The sequence below is a fragment of the Cupriavidus consociatus genome, from assembly GCF_017814975.1.
Classification (GTDB): Bacteria; Pseudomonadota; Gammaproteobacteria; order Burkholderiales; family Burkholderiaceae; genus Cupriavidus; species Cupriavidus consociatus.
In genome coordinates this window covers 45,481-61,355 of sequence record NZ_JAGIQA010000006.1, presented here as the reverse complement: position 1 = coordinate 61,355, position 15,875 = coordinate 45,481, and the positions used below count along the sequence as shown (strand labels likewise).

The 15,875-nt window shown below is 66.5% G+C and carries 16 protein-coding genes; 9 read left to right on the top strand and 7 right to left on the bottom strand.

Annotation, left to right across the window (positions count from 1 at the left end; translation table 11 throughout):
• Positions 1 to 11: 11 nt before the first annotated feature.
• The 3 genes from J8I82_RS10250 to uvrB form a co-directional block, all read right to left on the bottom strand.
• Entirely contained in the window at positions 12 to 233 is a 222-nt protein-coding gene (locus J8I82_RS10250) for a hypothetical protein (RefSeq protein ID WP_209756942.1), read from the bottom strand.
• A 20-nt stretch (positions 234 to 253) separates the two neighbouring features.
• Positions 254 to 556 carry a putative quinol monooxygenase gene (locus J8I82_RS10245; RefSeq protein WP_209756940.1) on the bottom strand — a complete coding sequence of 101 codons (303 nt, stop codon included), beginning with the start codon at positions 554 to 556 and terminating at the stop codon, positions 254 to 256.
• A 75-nt stretch (positions 557 to 631) separates the two neighbouring features.
• Complete coding sequence (gene uvrB, locus J8I82_RS10240; protein ID WP_209756939.1) at positions 632 to 2,716, bottom strand: excinuclease ABC subunit UvrB; 2,085 nt, start codon at positions 2,714 to 2,716, stop codon at positions 632 to 634.
• A 246-nt stretch (positions 2,717 to 2,962) separates the two neighbouring features.
• On the opposite strand from uvrB, the gene J8I82_RS10235 reads away from it, so the two are divergent.
• Entirely contained in the window at positions 2,963 to 4,159 is a 1,197-nt protein-coding gene (locus tag J8I82_RS10235; RefSeq protein ID WP_209756937.1) for an amino acid aminotransferase, read from the top strand.
• 316 nt (positions 4,160 to 4,475) lie between these two features.
• Positions 4,476 to 5,732, top strand: coding sequence for a polyhydroxyalkanoate depolymerase (locus J8I82_RS10230; RefSeq protein WP_209756935.1), 1,257 nt, complete (start codon positions 4,476 to 4,478; stop codon positions 5,730 to 5,732).
• Between the two features lie 45 nt (positions 5,733 to 5,777).
• Here the strand turns inward: J8I82_RS10230 and J8I82_RS10225 are convergent, their stop codons facing one another.
• Positions 5,778 to 6,434 (bottom strand): TetR/AcrR family transcriptional regulator, encoded by a 657-nt coding sequence (locus J8I82_RS10225; RefSeq protein ID WP_209756933.1) that lies wholly within the window; start codon positions 6,432 to 6,434, stop codon positions 5,778 to 5,780.
• Positions 6,435 to 6,746: 312 nt separating this feature from the next.
• Between J8I82_RS10225 and rsxB the strand changes: the two genes are divergently transcribed.
• Both rsxB and nth read left to right on the top strand, forming a co-directional pair.
• The gene (rsxB, locus tag J8I82_RS10220) at positions 6,747 to 7,556 is read left to right on the top strand and encodes an electron transport complex subunit RsxB (protein ID WP_209756931.1); all 810 of its coding nucleotides are present in this window, start codon (positions 6,747 to 6,749) and stop codon (positions 7,554 to 7,556) included.
• Entirely contained in the window at positions 7,553 to 8,197 is a 645-nt protein-coding gene (gene nth / locus J8I82_RS10215; RefSeq protein ID WP_209756929.1) for an endonuclease III, read from the top strand. Before rsxB ends, nth begins: the two co-directional genes overlap by 4 nt.
• 18 nt (positions 8,198 to 8,215) lie before the next feature.
• On the opposite strand, the gene J8I82_RS10210 is transcribed toward nth, so the two are convergent.
• Complete coding sequence (locus J8I82_RS10210; RefSeq protein WP_209756927.1) at positions 8,216 to 8,842, bottom strand: TetR/AcrR family transcriptional regulator; 627 nt, start codon at positions 8,840 to 8,842, stop codon at positions 8,216 to 8,218.
• An 87-nt stretch (positions 8,843 to 8,929) separates the two neighbouring features.
• Here J8I82_RS10210 and J8I82_RS10205 point away from each other — a divergent pair, with 87 nt between their 5' ends.
• Genes J8I82_RS10205 through J8I82_RS10195 form a run of 3 tightly spaced genes read left to right on the top strand, consistent with a single transcriptional unit; the run spans position 8,930 to position 12,215 of the window.
• A complete protein-coding gene (locus J8I82_RS10205; protein ID WP_209756925.1) occupies positions 8,930 to 10,495 on the top strand; it encodes a flavin-containing monooxygenase in 1,566 nt (521 codons plus the stop codon).
• Positions 10,492 to 11,472 carry an alpha/beta fold hydrolase gene (locus J8I82_RS10200; protein WP_209756923.1) on the top strand — a complete coding sequence of 327 codons (981 nt, stop codon included), beginning with the start codon at positions 10,492 to 10,494 and terminating at the stop codon, positions 11,470 to 11,472. The genes J8I82_RS10205 and J8I82_RS10200 overlap by 4 nt, the downstream gene beginning before the upstream one ends.
• Before the next feature lie 17 nt (positions 11,473 to 11,489).
• A complete protein-coding gene (locus J8I82_RS10195) occupies positions 11,490 to 12,215 on the top strand; it encodes a Coq4 family protein (RefSeq protein ID WP_209756922.1) in 726 nt (241 codons plus the stop codon).
• 75 nt (positions 12,216 to 12,290) lie between these two features.
• Here J8I82_RS10195 and J8I82_RS10190 read toward each other — a convergent pair whose 3' ends face one another.
• Together J8I82_RS10190 and J8I82_RS10185 are read right to left on the bottom strand one after the other, a co-directional pair.
• On the bottom strand, positions 12,291 to 12,878 hold the full coding sequence (locus J8I82_RS10190; RefSeq protein ID WP_209756921.1) for a malonic semialdehyde reductase: 588 nt from the start codon (positions 12,876 to 12,878) through the stop codon (positions 12,291 to 12,293).
• A gap of 88 nt (positions 12,879 to 12,966) precedes the next feature.
• The gene (locus J8I82_RS10185) at positions 12,967 to 13,908 is read right to left on the bottom strand and encodes a DMT family transporter (RefSeq protein ID WP_209756920.1); all 942 of its coding nucleotides are present in this window, start codon (positions 13,906 to 13,908) and stop codon (positions 12,967 to 12,969) included.
• A 91-nt stretch (positions 13,909 to 13,999) separates the two neighbouring features.
• On the opposite strand from J8I82_RS10185, the gene J8I82_RS10180 reads away from it, so the two are divergent.
• Together J8I82_RS10180 and J8I82_RS10175 are read left to right on the top strand one after the other, a co-directional pair.
• On the top strand, positions 14,000 to 14,431 hold the full coding sequence (locus J8I82_RS10180; protein WP_209756919.1) for a DUF1841 family protein: 432 nt from the start codon (positions 14,000 to 14,002) through the stop codon (positions 14,429 to 14,431).
• Positions 14,432 to 14,571: 140 nt separating this feature from the next.
• Entirely contained in the window at positions 14,572 to 15,852 is a 1,281-nt protein-coding gene (locus J8I82_RS10175; protein ID WP_209756918.1) for a phospholipase A, read from the top strand.
• Positions 15,853 to 15,875: the final 23 nt, after the last annotated feature.

Genomic DNA, 15,875 nt, shown 5'->3' with positions numbered 1-15,875 from the left:
CAGGATAGCGTCTAGTTGACCTCGCCGGCATCGATGGCCCGCATCGCCGCGGCCTCGGCCAGCGCGACGGCCGCCTCCTGCGTGGGCGCATCGCCGGCGATGGCCTCATAGGTCGGCCCGGCCGGCTCGCCAAAGGCATCGGCAATGCGCATCTGCCCCGCAAAGCCCCCTGCGGCATTGGGCACCGCGGTGGCCACGACCAGATAGCCCCCATACTCGAACTGGCGTTCCATGGCAGCTCCTTGCGCCCGGCTCACGCCGGCAGCTTTGCCGCCAGCACCTCCAGCTTCTGGATCGGCGGCGTACCCATGAACAGTTCCGGCGCCCTGGCCATCAGCTCGGCGGCAACCTTGCCGGCCAGGTGCGCCTCGCGCGCGGCCTCATCGGCAAAGGCATCGAAGATGCCGAACATCGACGGCCCCAGCCGCAGCGCAAACCAGGCCGCGGTGCCACTTTCCTGCTGCGCCAGCGCCAGTCCGTCGCGCAGGAACTGTTCGACTTCCTGCTCCTTGCCGGGTCGCGCCTCCAGCGGCACCCACAGGCCAAGCTTCACCATGATGCGTCTCCGGGATCGGTCATGACGCTTTTCACTATAGGCCAGCCGCGGCGCACGCCAGCGCCGCCGCCGGGCTCAGGCCGGCGGGAGCGCGCCCTCGCCGCTGGCGCCGAACACCTGCGCCTTGAGCTTGGCCAGCTGGTCGCGCACCTGCGCCGCCTGCTCGAACTCCAGGTTGCGGGCATGGTCGAGCATGAGCTTTTCCAGCCGCTTGATTTCCCTGGACACCTGCTTTTCGCTCATGTCCTCGTAGCGCGCCTGCTCCTGCGCGGCCTGCAGCTCCGCCTTGGCATCGCTGGCGTTGTAGACGCCGTCGATGATGTCCTTGATGCGCTTGACCACACCGCGCGGAACGATGCCGTTGGCCTCGTTGAAGGCGATCTGCTTGGCACGGCGGCGCTCGGTCTCGCTGATGGCCCTCTGCATCGAGTCGGTCATGCGGTCGGCATACAGGATGGCGGTGCCATTGACGTTGCGCGCGGCGCGGCCGATGGTCTGGATCAGCGAGCGCTCGGCGCGCAGGAAGCCTTCCTTGTCCGCGTCCAGGATCGCCACCAGCGAGACCTCGGGGATATCCAGCCCCTCGCGCAGCAGGTTGATGCCGACCAGCACGTCGAAGGTGCCCAGGCGCAGGTCGCGGATGATCTCGACGCGCTCCACCGTATCGATGTCCGAGTGCAGGTAGCGCACCTTGACGCCGTTCTCTGACAGGAACTCGGTCAGCTGCTCGGCCATGCGCTTGGTCAGCGTGGTCACCAGCACGCGCTCGTTGACCTCCACGCGCGCGTGGATTTCCGACAGCAGGTCGTCCACCTGCGTGGTCGCCGGGCGCACGATGATGGTCGGGTCGACCAGCCCGGTCGGGCGCACCACCTGCTCCACCACCTGCCCGGCATGCTCCTGCTCGAACTGCGCCGGCGTCGCCGTGACGAACATGACCTGGCGCATCTTGCGCTCGAACTCGTCGAACTTGAGCGGCCGGTTGTCCAGCGCCGACGGCAGCCGGAAGCCGTATTCGACCAGCGTGGTCTTGCGCGCGCGGTCGCCGTTGTACATGCCGTTGAGCTGGCCGATCAGCACGTGCGACTCGTCCAGGAACATCAGCGCATCGGACGGCAGGTAGTCGACCAGCGTCGGTGGCGGCTCCCCCGGGCGCGCGCCGGACAGGTGGCGCGAATAGTTCTCGATGCCCTTGCAGAAGCCGAGCTCCGAAAGCATCTCGAGATCGAAGCGCGTACGCTGCTCCAGCCGCTGCGCCTCGACCAGCCGGTTTTCCTTATGGAAGAACTCCAGCCGGTCGCGCAGCTCGTCCTTGATCGCCTCGATCGCGCGCAGCACGGTCTCGCGCGGCGTCACATAGTGGCTCGACGGGTAGACGGTAAAGCGCGGGATCTTCTGCTTCACGCGGCCGGTCAGCGGGTCGAAGAATTGCAGCGATTCCACTTCGTCGTCAAACATCTCCAGCCGCACCGCCATCTCGGCGTGTTCCGCCGGGAAGATGTCGATGGTGTCGCCGCGCACGCGGAACGTGCCGCGCTGGAAATCGGTCTCGTTGCGGGTGTACTGCATCGCGATCAGGCGCGCGATCACGTCGCGCTGGCTGATCTTGTCGCCGGCCCGCAAAGTGAGAATCATCTGGTGGTATTCGTTCGGGTTGCCGATACCATAGATCGCCGAGACCGTCGCCACGATCACCGTGTCCCGGCGCTCCAGCAGGCTCTTGGTCGCCGACAGCCGCATCTGCTCGATATGCTCGTTGATCGACGAGTCCTTCTCGATGAACAGGTCGCGCTGCGGGACGTAGGCCTCCGGCTGGTAGTAGTCGTAGTAGCTGACGAAGTACTCGACCGCATTGCGCGGGAAGAACTCGCGGAACTCGGCGTAAAGCTGGGCCGCCAGCGTCTTGTTGGGCGCGAACACGATCGCCGGCCGTCCCATCCGGGCGATCACGTTGGCCATGGTGAAGGTCTTGCCTGACCCGGTCACGCCCAGCAGTGTCTGGTACGAGAGGCCGTCCTCCACCCCCTCCACCAGCTGGCGGATCGCTTCCGGCTGGTCCCCGGCGGGCGCGAACGGCTGGTACAGCTGGAACGGGGAGCCGGCAAATGTGACGAATTTGCTTTCGTCCAGGGCCGGCGCGGCTTCTGCGAGGTTCGACATAGGGGGCGGAATAGCGGGAGAAGTAATAAAGAAGTAACGAAAGAAGTGATGGCGAGATCAGGGAAAAACCTCAGGAAAACGGGCGGATACGCTAGAATCTTGGGGTTGACAGCCCCCGCTTCAAGCCGTCCCCAACGGCGTGGGGCCGATTCCGCCCAGAACGGAACGGGGCCTGCCAGCCGCCAGCGCAGTCCGGAGCATTCTACGCCTTCCCGTTTTCTTTCATTGCCGACCACGAGATTCCAAATGAGTTTGTTTTCTGCCGTCGAGATGGCCCCGCGTGACCCGATCCTGGGCCTCAACGAAGCCTTCAATGCCGACACCCGCGCCACCAAGGTCAACCTGGGCGTTGGCGTGTACTTCACCGACGAAGGGAAAATCCCCCTGCTGCGCGCCGTCCAGGAGGCAGAAAAAGCCCGTCTGACCACCGCCACCCCGCGTGGCTACCTGCCGATCGAAGGCATCGCCGCCTATGACCAGGCCGTGCAGACGCTGCTGTTCGGCAAGGAATCGCCGCTGATCACCGAAGGCCGGGTTGTGACGGCCCAGGCACTGGGCGGCACCGGCGCACTGAAGATCGGCGCCGACTTCCTCAAGCGCCTGTACCCGGACGCCAAGGTCGCCATCAGCGACCCGAGCTGGGAAAACCACCGCGCGCTGTTCGAAGCCGCCGGTTTCCCGGTGGTCAACTACGCGTACTACGACGCTGCCAGCCACGGCCTGAACTTCGCCGGCATGGTGGAATCGCTGAAGTCGTACCCGGCCAACACCATCGTCGTGCTGCACGCCTGCTGCCACAACCCGACCGGTGTCGACCTGTCGGCCGAGCAGTGGAAGCAAGTGGTGGAGCTGGTCAAGGAACGCAACCTGATCCCGTTCCTGGACATGGCCTACCAGGGCTTCGCCGAAGGCATCGACGCCGACGGTGCGGCCGTGCGCCTGTTCGCCGACTCCGGCCTGCCGTTCTTCGTGTCGAGCTCCTTCTCGAAGAGCTTCTCGCTGTACGGCGAGCGCGTCGGCGCGCTGTCGATCGTCACCACCGGCAAGGAAGAAGCCCAGCGCGTGATGTCGCAGGTCAAGCGCGTGATCCGCACCAATTACTCCAACCCGCCGACGCACGGCGGCACCGTGGTCGCCACCGTGCTGAACAGCCCGGAACTGCGCGCCATGTGGGAAGAAGAACTGGCCGAGATGCGCGACCGCATCAAGCTGATGCGCCATGCGCTGGTGGACAAGCTGGCCGCCAAGGGCGTGCCGGGCGACTTTTCCTTCGTCAAGGCCCAGCGGGGCATGTTCTCCTATTCGGGCCTGACCTCGGCCCAGGTGGACCGCCTGCGCAACGAGCACGGCATCTACGCCGTCGGCACCGGCCGCATCTGCGTGGCGGCGCTGAACAGCCGCAACATCGATGCGGTGGTCGATGCGATCGCAGCGGTAATGTAATGACCGACAGCGTTGCTGCACGGCAACGGGCGGCAACGCGTCGCAACTGGCGCAAGCATCACAAAACGTCATAAAAAAAGCGGCCTCGGCCGCTTTTTGCATTTGTTTTCAGTCTTGTAGGACAGTGTCATCCAAAAATCAGGCCAATGGCTTATTGTGTTCCGCAGATAGGGAAGTACCTTAAGGTATATGCTGCAAAGCAAGATCGTTAGCACGACCGTTCGATACCGGGCATAATCCGCGACGATCCCAGGTGTATTGTCAGTACATTAGTACTTGGTGGTACGTGACCATAAGTAAGACAGGCAGAAACGGCATGCTCTACCAATTGCATGAGTTCCAGCGCTCGATCCTGCACCCGCTCACCGCATGGGCCCAGGCGACCGCCAAGACGTTCACCAATCCCCTCAGCCCGATGTCGCTGGTGCCCGGCGCCCCCCGGCTTGCGGCGGGCTACGAGCTGCTGTACCGGCTCGGCAAGGAATACGAAAAGCCGGCGTTCGACATCAAGTCGGTGCGCTCCAACGGCCGCGACATCCCCATCGTCGAGCAGTCCGTGCTGGAAAAGCCCTTCTGCAAGCTGCTGCGCTTCAAGCGCTATGCCGACGACCCGGAAACCATCAAGCTGCTGAAGGACGAGCCGGTGGTGCTGGTGTGCGCGCCGCTGTCGGGCCACCATGCCACGTTGCTGCGCGACACCGTGCGCACGCTGCTGCAGGACCACAAGGTCTACGTGACGGACTGGATCGACGCGCGCATGGTCCCGATTGAAGACGGCGTCTTCCACCTGTCGGACTACATCTACTACATCCAGGAATTCATCCGCCATATCGGCGCCGAAAACCTGCATGTGATTTCGGTGTGCCAGCCGACCGTGCCGGTACTGGCCGCGATCTCGCTGATGGCTTCCGCCGGCGAGACCACGCCGCGCACCATGACCATGATGGGTGGCCCGATCGATGCCCGCAAGAGCCCGACCGCCGTCAACTCCCTGGCCATCAACAAGTCGTTCGAGTGGTTCGAGAACAACGTCATCTACACCGTGCCGGCCAACTACCCCGGCCACGGCCGTCGCGTATACCCCGGCTTCCTGCAGCATGCCGGCTTTGTGGCGATGAACCCGGACCGGCACCTGTCCTCGCACTATGACTATTACCTGAGCCTGGTCGAGGGCGACGCCGACGACGCCGAGGCGCATGTGCGCTTCTACGACGAGTACAACGCGGTGCTGGACATGGCCGCCGAGTATTATCTCGACACCATTCGCGAAGTGTTCCAGGAATTCCGCCTGGCCAACGGCACGTGGGCCATCGATGGCAAGCCGGTGCGGCCGCAGGATATCAAGGGCACCGCGCTGATGACGGTGGAAGGCGAACTGGACGATATCTCGGGCGCGGGCCAGACCGCCGCCGCGCACGACCTGTGCAGCGGCATCCCGAAAGACCGCAAGCAGCACGTGACCGCGCCGCGTTGCGGCCACTACGGGATTTTTTCGGGCCGGCGCTGGCGCGAGGACATCTATCCAGACCTGCGCGATTTCATCCGCAAGTACCACCAGCCCGCGGCAAAATAATGCTGCCGCAGACAAGACAACGCCCGCGATCGCGGGCGTTTCTTTTTATGTCGCGCTCTCGGGACAGCAGGAACGCTTCAGGTAGCAGAGCAGCATCTCGGTATGCAGCTCGGCAAAGCGCTCGTGCTCGTGCTGCGACGCCACGTCGCGCCCGGTCACGGCGCTGATGGTGTAGCGGTTGGACAGCACGTAGTAACCCAGTGCCGAGATCGTCAGGTAGAACTGCGGCACGTCGATGTTGTCGCGAAAGACGCCCTGCTGCTGGCCCCGGTGGATCACGTCGGCCAGCACATCCACGACCGGGTTGATCAGCTGCTGCAGTTGTGCGGATTTCTTCAGGTGGCGGGCTTCGTGCAGGTTCTCGCTGTTGATCAGGCGGATGAACTCGGGGTGCTCGTAGTACCAATCCCAGACGAAACGGGCCAGCGTGCGCACGCCGGCGATCGGGTCTTCGTCGACCAGGTGCAGCTTTTCTTCAGCGGCGCGGAATTCGGCGTACTGTTTTTCCAGCACGGCCAGGAACAGCCCTTCCTTGCTGCCGTAGTAGTAATACAGCATGCGTTCGTTGGTTTCCGCGCGTCGGGCAATCTGGTCGACGCGGGCGCCGGCCAGACCACCCTTGGCGAACTCCTCGGTGGCCGCAGCGAGGATGCGTCGGCGCGTCCCTTCGGGGTCGCGTTTGGTCTTGGTCTCTGTTGACATGGATGGCAGGTCGATCGTTGCGCGGATTATGGCACACGCCGGAATGCGGCAATCCGGCTGCGCGACGCGCATCATCGCCGTTTCTGTCCATCGGCGAAATCGGGGATAATCCTTGCGGCGCGAGGGCTCGGAGAAGCCCGACCGGGCCGCTGGGGCCCGCCGGCGACGGTTACGCCGGCTTATTGTGCGCCGGCGCAGCCCCGCCGGGTGTTTCCCGGCCCGCAGTTATGTCGCCAAGCACGCACAGCGCCGCCCCATAAATGTCCAGTCCTGTACTGATCCGGTTTGTCTCCTGAATTCCAGCCTGTTGTCGTGAATCCCGCCGTCAAGTCCCTTGCCAACCGCATCGAGGCGTTACTGCCCCAGACCCAGTGCACCAAATGCGGATTCAACGGCTGCCGCCCCTACGCCGAGGCCATGGCCGCCGGCGAAGCGGCCTGCAACCGGTGCCCGCCGGGCGGCGCGGAAGGCGTGCGCCGGCTGGCCGGGGCGCTCGGCGTCGAACCCATGCCACTCGATCCCGAACGCGGCACCGAGCAACCGCGCGCGGTTGCGCTGATCGACGAGAGCCTGTGCATCGGATGCACCCTTTGCATCCAGGCATGCCCGGTCGATGCCATTGCCGGCGCCGCCAAGCAGATGCACACGGTAATTCCAGAACTGTGTACCGGCTGCGACCTGTGTGTGGCGCCCTGCCCGGTCGACTGCATTGCCATGATTCCGGTCACCGGCGAGCGCACCGGCTGGGACGCCTGGTCGCCGGCCCAGGCCGACGCTGCCCACGCGCGCTACCTGGCGCGCCAGGCCAGACTGGTGCGCGAGCGCGAGGAAAACGACGCGCGCCTGGCCGCCAAGGCCGCGGCCAAGCTGGCCGCGGTGCAGGCCGAAGCCCCGCAAGACGATGCCGAGCGCGCCGCGCAGGAACGCAAGCGCGCCATCATCCAGGCTGCGATCGAGCGCGCCCGCCAGAAGCAGCAGGCCGCGCGGCCGCGCAATACCGAAAACGTCTCGCCCGCAGTTCAGGCGCAGATCGACGCCGCCGAAGCGCGCCGCGCGCGCGCCGGCCTGACCGAGCCAGCCGTCGGCCCCAACGCCAAACCCGATCCAGAACAACAACAATGAACGCCGCCAAGTGCCGTGCCATTTTCGAGACGCTGCGCGAAGTCAACCCGGCGCCGGCCACCGAACTGGAATACAGTTCGCCGTTCGAGCTGCTGATTGCCGTGCTGCTGTCGGCGCAGGCCACCGACGTCGGCGTCAACAAGGCCACGCGCCGGCTATTCCCGGTCGCGCACACGCCGCAGCAGATGCTCGACCTCGGCGAGGCCGGGCTGAGCGAATACATCAAGACCATCGGCCTCTACAAGACCAAGGCCAAGCATGTGATCGAGACGTGCCGCATCCTGGTCGAACGGCACGGCGGCAAGGTGCCGCCCAACCGCGAAGCGCTGGAAGCACTGCCTGGGGTGGGACGCAAGACCGCCAACGTGGTCCTCAATACCGCTTTTGGCGAGCCCACCATTGCGGTCGATACGCATATCTTCCGGGTCGCGAACCGCACCGGACTGGCGCCCGGCAAGGATGTGCAAGTGGTCGAGCAGAAGCTGCTCAAGTGCGTGCCGCCCGAATTCCTGCACGATGCGCACCACTGGCTGATCCTGCACGGCCGCTACGTGTGCAAGGCGCGCAAGCCGGAATGCTGGCACTGCGTAATCGAGCCGCTGTGCGAATTCAGGGAAAAGACGGAAGCGCCGCAGCTGTAAGCGCCCTGGCGGCGGGCCTCAGTGCGGCTCGCTCGCCAGCACCATGGCCAGCTGCAGTGCCGTGCGCGCCACCACCTCGACGTCGGGCGTGTAGCCCTGTCCGATCCAGCGCAGGGCGACATGGATGACCCCACCCGCCACGCCCGCGGTCAGCAACGGATTGAGCTGCCGGCCCGGCGGCAGCAGCGCCTGCGCCAGCAGGCCGCCAAATTCGCTCAGTGAATCCGCCAGTGCGCCATCGACCAGCTTGCTGACGCCGCGGATCTCCACCAGGAATACCCGTGCCGAACGGGGCTCGGACTGCAAGGCCCCGAAATAGGCGCGCAGCATCGCCAGCGCCCGGTTGGGGCCACCGCCGCCTGCCGCCTCCCCGGCGCGGGCCAGTGTCTGCAGCAAGCGGTGGGTGACGGCCTGGAACGACGCCAGCAGCAGTGCCTCGCTGTTGGCGAATGACTCGTAGAAATAGCGCTCGGTGAGGCCGGCGGCCTCGCATACGGCTTTCACGGTGGCGCTCTGGTAGCCACGCTCGCCATAGACCTGCACCGCCGCGGCAATCAGCTGGCCGCGGCGCTGGGCGCGCCGTTCTTCGGCTTCGGCGCCGCGGTAGCGGCGTGCGGAGGTGAGCTCGGTGGTCATGTGCGCCATTATGACATTCCCTATTGTCAGATGCCTTGTCTTATCGCTTCTGACAACCTATGTTGTCAGAAGCGCCACTCGCCCCGGATGCCTGACATGACCGCACCCCGTCCCGATGATGCCGTCCTGGATGTCCTGATCGTAGGGGCCGGCCTGTCCGGCATCGGCGCCGCGCGCCACCTGCAGATGCGCTGCCCTGGCAAGCACTACGCCATCCTGGAAGCCCGCGACGCCATCGGCGGCACGTGGGACCTGTTCCGCTACCCCGGCATCCGCTCCGACTCGGACATGTACACGCTGGGCTACCGCTTCAAGCCGTGGCGTGGCGCCAAGGCCATCGCCGACGGGCCGTCGATCCGGGCCTATATCCGCGAGACCGCCGAGGAAGCCGGCATCACCCCGCATATCCGCTTCGGCCACAAGGTCGTCAGTGCCGCGTGGGACAGCGCAGCCGCCTGCTGGGCGGTCGAGGCCGAACGCACGGCGGATCGCAGCCGTCTGCGCCTGCGTGCCCGCCTGCTCTATGTCTGCGCCGGCTATTACAGCTATGCCGAAGGCCACCGCCCGGCGTTCGACGGCGAGGAGCACTTCCGCGGCCGCATCCTGCATCCGCAGTTCTGGGACGAATCGCTCGACTACGGCGGCAAGCGTGTAGTGGTGATCGGCAGCGGCGCCACAGCGGTCACGCTGGTGCCCGAGATGTCAAAACGCGCCGCCCACGTGACCATGCTGCAACGCTCGCCTACCTACATCGTGACGCGCCCCGCCCAGGACGCGATCGCCCACAAGCTGCGCCGGCTGCTGCCTGAGCGGCTGGCCTACGGCGCCACGCGCTGGAAGAACGTGCTGCTTGGCATGATGTTCTTCCAGCTGGCGCGGCGGCGGCCGGAGCGCACCCGGCAAAAGCTGATCGGCATGGCGGCGGCGCAGCTGGCGCCGGGTTACGACGTCGCCACGCACCTCACGCCCCGCTACAACCCGTGGGACCAGCGCCTGTGCCTGGTGCCCGATGGCGACCTGTTCGGCGCCATCCGCGACGGGCGCGCCACGGTGGAGACCGATACCATCGAGCGCTTCACCGAACACGGCATCGTGCTGGCCAGCGGCAAGGCGCTCGCCGCGGATATCGTGGTCGTGGCCACCGGGTTGAAGCTGAACATGCTGGGCGACATCGTGGTCAGCGTCGACGGCGAGCCGCGCCGCCCCGCTGAATCGTTCGCGTACAAGGGGATGATGCTGAGCGACGTGCCCAACCTGGTGCTCGCCTTCGGCTACACCAACGCCTCGTGGACGCTCAAGGCCGACCTCACCGCCGAGTACGTCTGCCGCCTGCTGCGGCATATGGACCGCCATGGGCACCGTGTCGCAGTGCCGCGCGCGCCCGCCGGCATGCAACCCGCACCGTTCCTGGATTTCACTTCGGGTTATGTGCAACGCGCCGGCACCGTGCTGCCCCGTCAAGGCGACCGCAAGCCTTGGCGCGTCTATCAGAACTACCTGAAAGACATGCTGACGATCCGGCACGGGCGCATCGCCGACGGCGTACTGCAGTTCGATGTCCCGACTTCCTCCACCCATGCTGGCCGCCCCCATCGCGACAGCCAGGGCCCCACCGAAACCAGTACCGTGCCGGCCGTTGCCGCCAGCGAGGTGCAATCGTGACCATCGCGCTGACAATCGCCGGCTTGCTGATCGGGCTGCTCGTGGTGCTGGGCGCCGCGCTATGGCTGTACACGTTGCGCACCGTGCGGCGCATCGAGGCGGCAATGCCGCCGCGTGGACGCCTTGTCGATGTGCCCGGCGCGCGGCTGCACGTGGTCGAGCGCGGCCAGGGTCCCGCCGTGCTGCTGGTGCATGGCCTCTCCGGACAGCTGGAGAATTTCGGTTACGGCATGATCGAACCGCTCGCCTGCCATTTCCGCGTGATCGCCGTCGACCGCCCCGGGGCTGGCCACTCGACGCGCGCGGCAGGCACCGCAGCGGATCTGCCGGCACAGGCCGAGGCACTCGCGGCGCTGTGCGACCAGCTTGGGCTGGAGAAACCGCTGGTGGTCGGCCACTCGCTTGGCGGTGCAATCGCGCTGGCACTGGCCATCCATCACCCCGGGCACGTCGGCGGCCTGGCGCTGATCGCGCCGCTCACTCATCCGCCCAAGGCGATTTCGCCGGTATTCCAGGCGATGACCCTGCCGCGCGCGTTGCGCCGGCTGCTGGCGTGGACGCTGGTGGTGCCGATGTCGGAACGGCGCCGGGAAGAAGTCATGGATATCGTGTTCGGTCCCGACCCGTTCCCGCTCGATTTCCCGACGCGGGGCGGCGGCCTGCTGGCGCTGCGGCCCTCCCATTTCCTCGCCGCTTCCGAAGACCTGATCGGTGCCGCGCGAAGCCTGCCGGCAATGCTGCCGCACTATGGCTCGCTGCGCGTGCCGGTGAGCGTGCTGTACGGTCGCGATGACCGCATCCTCGACTTTGCCGAGCATGGCGAAGCGCTGGTTGCCAGGGTGCCTGGCGCCACGCTGACACTGGTAGACGGCGGCCATATGCTGCCGGTGACCGCCATCGACACCTGCGTCGATTTTGTGCGCGACGCCGCCGCGCCGCTGCATGCACCGGCCCCCGGCCCAGTCCAGTTCGCCTGATTCACGGAGCCTCTGCCATGGCCATCCCGACCGCCTCCAATCCCTACAAGCAAGATGTCTTCACCGCATTGCGGGCCGTGCGCAAGCTGCTCGCGAACGGCAACGACACCGAGCAGGTGTTCCGCATCATGCGCGCGCTGAACGGCCCGTCGATGCCGCGCAACTTCAGCCGCCTGCTGCGCACGCACGATGGCAGGCGCATGGTCTACCAGCGCATCGAACTGGCCGAGCGCCTGTCCGATCCCGTCTATGTCGCCAGCTTCGCACCGGGCACCGTCGGCGCGGCCTATCGCGCGTTCCTGGAAAAGACCGGCTACAGCGCGGACGGCCTGGCCAAGGTCTCGAACCTCGACCAGGAGCCCGTGATCGAGGACGCCTACCTGTGGTTCGGCCGGCGTACCCGGGATATCCACGACATCTGGCACGTGCTCACAGGCTACCGGGCCGACGAAAGCCTGGGCGAAGCCGCGCTGGTGGCGTTCAGCTACGCGCAGACCGGCGGCAAGGGATGGGCGTTCATCGCCATCGCGGCGTCGCTGAAAAGCCTGCGCGTGACCGGCAGCCTGGCCTTTGCGCGCGCCGTGCTGGAGGGCTACCGGCTGGGACGCCGCGCCGGCTGGCTGCTCGGCGAGGACTACGAACGGCTGTTGCACGAACCGCTCGACGCTGCCCGTGCACGGCTCGGCATTGCCGAGCCCGGTCGCTACCTTGCCTGCAATCCCGTCCAGGAATGGACTGCCTGAGATGGCGGCGCGTCACAAAAAAGCGACACAATGTGTCGCTTTTTCTATTCCCCGCACCACCGGCGCGCGGTGTCTTCAGAAGATGCGGCAGGCTTCGTCGAACGACAGGCGCGGCAGGCGCGGATGCAGCTTGTCGGCAACGCCGTAGCCCAGGTTGACCAGGAAGTTGACCGACCACTTGCCATCGGGGAAGAAGGCCGCGTTGACCTTGTCGGCGTCGAAACCGCCCATCGGGCCGCAATCCAGGCCCAGCGCACGTGCAGCCAGGATAAAGTAACCGCCTTGCAGCGAGCTGTTCATCAGGGCGTCGCGGGCGATCTTCTCATCGTTGCCGGCATACCAGGCACGCGCGTCGGCGTGCGGGAACAGGCGCGGCAGCTGGTCGTGGAAGGCCTTGTCGAAGGCGATGATCGCGGTGACCGGCGCGGAGCGGGTCTTCTCGACGTTGCCGGCCGACACGCAATCCACCAGGCGCGCCTTTTCGGCAGCGCTCTTGACGAAAACGATGCGTGCCGGGCCGCTGTTGGCGGCGGTCGGACCGAACTTCATCGCGTCATAGATCTGGTGCAGGACGGCGTCTTCCACGTGCCGGTCCTGCCACACGCTGTGGGTGCGGGCCTCGGTGAACAGTTGCGCCAGCGCGGCTTGGTCGATCTGGGACATGCGGCTCTTTCCTATCCAAGAAATGTAAGAAGCCGCGATTCTACCGAAGGGCCAGGATGCGCCGCGCCAGCGCCTTTGACCGACCCGTTCAATTCTCTTGCATGTCGCCACGGGCCGGCGTCGGCGCGCTGCTCCGCCGCGTCAGCCAAAGCACGCCGGCCAGGATCAGTCCGCCGCCCACGGCCTGCGTGCCGCCGATATGCTCGCCGAGCAGCAACGCCGCCAGCAGCACCGTGACCACCGGTTCGAGCGTCGACAGCATAGAAGCCTGCGCCGCGCCAAGCCGTTGCAGCCCGGCGAAGAAGGTCAGGATCGCCAGCACCGTCGACAGCAGCGCGATCGCCGCCAGCGCCAGCCAGCCGCCGGCGCTGGCGGGAAACTGCGGCGGCACCCCTGCGCCAAGGCGCAGCAGGCCGACCGCGCCGTAGACCAGCGCGGCCGCGGTGCAGATCACCGTGGTGGTGGCGATCGGGTTGACACCGGCGGTCACGCGCGCGCCGACGATGATGTAGACGGAATAGATCACCGCCGCAGCCAGGCCCAGCGCGATGCCCAGCGGCGAACCCTCGCCGCCGCCAACGGTCAGCCCGGCCCCCACCGAGCACAGAATCAGCGCGATGACGGCCGCCGTGGTCAGCCGCTCTTTCAGAAATACCGCGGCCAGGATCGTCACGAACAACGGGTACAGGTACAGCAGCAGCGCCACCAGGCTGGCCTGCGCATGGTTCAGCGCACTGAAAAAGCAGAATGACTGGCCGACGTAGCCGATGCCGCCCATCGCCGCCAGCGCCAGCACGCGCCGCCACGGCGGGACGCCGATGCCGCGCGTGCGCATGACCCACGCCAGCGCCACCGCCGCCAGCACGAAACGTACGAGCAGCAGCCCGTAGACGTCGGCACCGGCCGCATAGGCAAAGCGCGCAAAGATCGCCATGGCGCCGAAGGCGCTGGCCGACACCGCGATCAGCAGCACGCCGGTGAGCTTGGCGCGGGCCTGTTCGTGGGCGGTGGTGGAGGCGGAGACGGTCATGAAGCTGGCGGGAAGTCGGCGATCCCGCATTCTACTTGGCGCCGCCAGCGCGCCAGCGGTCGCCGCGCCCCTCGTTTACAATGGCGCCACCATGTTTAATCCCTCACGAGAAGAAGTCCGCCGGTTCTTCTGCGAAGCCTGGCAGAAGCAGATAGCGGGCAGCGTGCTGACGCCGCTGGAAGTCATTGCCGTCGACTGGATCGGCGAGCATCCCGAGTATCACGACCTGCTGCGCGACACCGAAGGCGCGCTGACGCAGGACTACACCCCCGAGCAAGGCCAGACCAACCCGTTCCTGCACCTGGCGATGCACCTGTCGATCTCGGAACAGGTGTCCGTCGACCAGCCACGCGGCATTCGCGAGGCTTACGAGGCGCTTGCGCGCCGGCTCGATTCGCCGCACGAGGCCCAGCACCAGATGATGGAATGTCTGGGCGAGATGCTGTGGCAGGCACAGCGCAGCGGCCTGCCTCCGGACGGCGACCAGTACGTCGACAGCGTACGCCGGCGCGCGCTGCGCTGAGCGCAGCACTCCTGCCGGCCGCTGACCGGCTGCGTACATTTCGTCACAACCCGTTTTCTACCGCATGGTAGGCTTTGCGGGTTCCGAAATTTCCCAATGCCGCGCGCGCCGCTCAGGCCGCGACCGCGGTGTCCAGCATCATGTCCCGATCGACCCTGCCCCGCCGGCTGGTGCCTGCCAGCCGCGCCGTTGCCCCCTTCTGCCTGTCGTTGGCGCTGGCCTGGCCCCTGGCCGGCCAGGCCGGCGTGGCGCTGCTGCAGCCGCCGCGCGTAATCGACGGCAACCAGCCGCTGACGCTGACGCTGGTGGTCAGCGCCGACGGCGCGACGCGCCGTTACCGGATTCCGGATACGCTGGAAGTCACCGCGTCGAGCGAGATGCAGGCGCCGGTACGACTGGTCCTGTGGCGCGAGGTGTCCGGACCTGCCATGGTCAACCTGCGCCGCGGCGAGCACCGCGCCATCCGCTACACCGCGACCCTGCCGCCACAGTTGCGCGGCCAGGTGCGGCTGGACGCGACCGGCATCGACGCCGCGCCGGTGGTGGTCACGCTCAACCGGCTGCCCCAGCCTGGCGAGGCGGCCACTGCCCCGCCCGCGGTAGCCGCTAAGCCGGGGCCCGCTGGCGAAGCTGCGGAGGCGACCCCGGTTCCCATCACGCCGGTGACCAGCGCAAGCGCCACCGCCCCGGCGCCGGCGGACCTGCGCGACAGCGCGCGCCTGTCGTTCTACGACCCGATGTACTTCATCGTCGGCGCGCACGATGGCGCCAACGCGAAGTTCCAGTTCAGCTTCAAGTACCGGATCTTCGAGGGCGAGGACCCGGCATCGAAAAGCCTGTTCGACAACCTCTACCTGGGCTTCACGCAGTTCTCGCTGTGGGACCTGTCGGAGCAGTCCAAGCCGTTCCGCGACACCAACTACCGCCCGAGCCTGTTCTATTACCTTTCCGACACCGGCGTGCGCAACCGCGCCATCAGCCGGCTGTCACTGGCGGCCGGCGTGGAGCACGAGTCCAACGGCCGCAGCGGCGACGAGTCGCGCAGCATCAACACCGTGTTCGTCAAGCCGACGTTCTACTTCGGCGACCAGAACGACTGGCACTGGCGTGTCGCGCCCAAGCTCTACGCCTACGTGGAGAAGGGCGACAACCCGGACATCGCCCACTACCGCGGCTATATGGACCTTGGCATCGCATATGGGCGTCCGGATTCCTGGGAGTTCTCCGCCACGCTGCGCAAGGGCACGCGCAAGTGGTACGGCAGCGTCGATGCGCAGGTCACTTATCCGTTGGCGCGGCTGCTGCCGGGTACGGCGGGTTACCTGATGGCGGGTTACTTCGTCGGCTACGGCGAAAGCCTGCTCGACTACAACCACAAGCTGCCCTGGCAGTTCCGCATCGGCTACGCGCTGTCGCGCTAAAGCCCTGACACGGCCTGGCTTGC

Excerpts from the sequence above, each read along its gene's own strand:
- J8I82_RS10250 (WP_209756942.1), bottom strand. The coding sequence starts at position 233 with ATGGAACGCCAGTTCGAGTATGGGGGCTATCTGGTCGTGGCCACCGCG.
- J8I82_RS10245 (WP_209756940.1), bottom strand. The coding sequence starts at position 556 with ATGGTGAAGCTTGGCCTGTGGGTGCCGCTGGAGGCGCGACCCGGCAAG.
- uvrB (WP_209756939.1), bottom strand. The coding sequence starts at position 2,716 with ATGTCGAACCTCGCAGAAGCCGCGCCGGCCCTGGACGAAAGCAAATTC.
- J8I82_RS10235 (WP_209756937.1), top strand. The coding sequence starts at position 2,963 with ATGAGTTTGTTTTCTGCCGTCGAGATGGCCCCGCGTGACCCGATCCTG.
- J8I82_RS10230 (WP_209756935.1), top strand. The coding sequence starts at position 4,476 with ATGCTCTACCAATTGCATGAGTTCCAGCGCTCGATCCTGCACCCGCTC.
- J8I82_RS10225 (WP_209756933.1), bottom strand. The coding sequence starts at position 6,434 with ATGTCAACAGAGACCAAGACCAAACGCGACCCCGAAGGGACGCGCCGA.
- nth (WP_209756929.1), top strand. The coding sequence starts at position 7,553 with ATGAACGCCGCCAAGTGCCGTGCCATTTTCGAGACGCTGCGCGAAGTC.
- J8I82_RS10210 (WP_209756927.1), bottom strand. The coding sequence starts at position 8,842 with ATGGCGCACATGACCACCGAGCTCACCTCCGCACGCCGCTACCGCGGC.
- J8I82_RS10205 (WP_209756925.1), top strand. The coding sequence starts at position 8,930 with ATGACCGCACCCCGTCCCGATGATGCCGTCCTGGATGTCCTGATCGTA.
- J8I82_RS10195 (WP_209756922.1), top strand. The coding sequence starts at position 11,490 with ATGGCCATCCCGACCGCCTCCAATCCCTACAAGCAAGATGTCTTCACC.
- J8I82_RS10190 (WP_209756921.1), bottom strand. The coding sequence starts at position 12,878 with ATGTCCCAGATCGACCAAGCCGCGCTGGCGCAACTGTTCACCGAGGCC.
- J8I82_RS10185 (WP_209756920.1), bottom strand. The coding sequence starts at position 13,908 with ATGACCGTCTCCGCCTCCACCACCGCCCACGAACAGGCCCGCGCCAAG.
- J8I82_RS10180 (WP_209756919.1), top strand. The coding sequence starts at position 14,000 with ATGTTTAATCCCTCACGAGAAGAAGTCCGCCGGTTCTTCTGCGAAGCC.
- J8I82_RS10175 (WP_209756918.1), top strand. The coding sequence starts at position 14,572 with ATGTCCCGATCGACCCTGCCCCGCCGGCTGGTGCCTGCCAGCCGCGCC.